The sequence below is a fragment of the Burkholderia sp. TSV86 genome (genome assembly GCF_001522865.1).
Classification (GTDB): Bacteria; Pseudomonadota; Gammaproteobacteria; order Burkholderiales; family Burkholderiaceae; genus Burkholderia.
Genome location: NZ_LOWB01000052.1, coordinates 1 through 891, shown reverse-complemented (window position 1 = coordinate 891; position 891 = coordinate 1). Strand labels below are relative to the sequence as shown.

The window sequence follows — 891 nt, the reverse complement described above, 5'->3', positions numbered from 1 at the left end:
ATCGTTCATTGTTGTACTGGTCGAGCCACGCATCAAGGTCCGTCTGCAAGGTGGCGATCGAGTCGTAGATCTTCTTGCGGAAGACGATGCGATAGAACTCGTTGAGCATGGTCTTGTGCAGCCGTTCGACGATCCCGTTGGTTTGCGGCGACTTGGCCTTTGTTCGGGTGTGGTCGATGTCCTCCAAGGCCAGATACAGCTCGTATTCGTGATGCTCGGGGTTGCCGCAGTATTCGGTGCCGCGGTCTGTCAGCACGCGTAGCAGCGGAATGCCGAAGCCGTCGAAGAACGGGACAACGCGATCGTTGAGCAGGTCCGCCGCCGGCAAGGGTGTCTTGCGATCGTAGAGCTTGGCGAACGCAACCTTCGAGTAGGTATCGACGAAAGTTTGCTGGTAGACACGTCCGACGCCCTTGAGGCTGCCGACATAGAACGTATCCTGCGCGCCGCAGTAGCCCGGACATTCGGACTCGAATTCGCCGTGCACTTCCTTCTCGTGCTTGGCTCGTTCGAGCGCGACGAGCTGCGCCTCGGTCAGCACCAACCCCTCCTGGGCGGACTTGGCTTCCAAGGCCTTCAGGCGCTTCGGCATGGTCTCCAGATCGTGGCGCAACCAGATGCTACGGACGCCTTGGGGCGAGACGGACAGAGCATGCCGTTTGAGGACCTCGTTGGCGATACGCACCTGACCGTAGGCTGGCAATTCGAGGGCCAGTTCGACAACGGCGGCCTCGACCTGCGGATCCACGCGGTTCTTGAGCAGCGGCCGGTGGTGGGAAATCTCCTGCAGCGCAGCTTCACCGCCTCGATCGTACAGTTCCTTAAATCGGTAGAAGCTGTCGCGCGAGTAACCCATCACGCGACAGGCCTGGCTGACGTTGCCGAGCTGCC

General features: G+C 60.5%; 1 protein-coding gene. It reads right to left on the bottom strand.

Going from position 1 to position 891, the window contains the following annotated elements; translation table 11 throughout:
• On the bottom strand, positions 1-891 hold an 891-nt coding region (locus WS68_RS08555; RefSeq protein ID WP_059570386.1), incomplete at both ends, for an IS481 family transposase.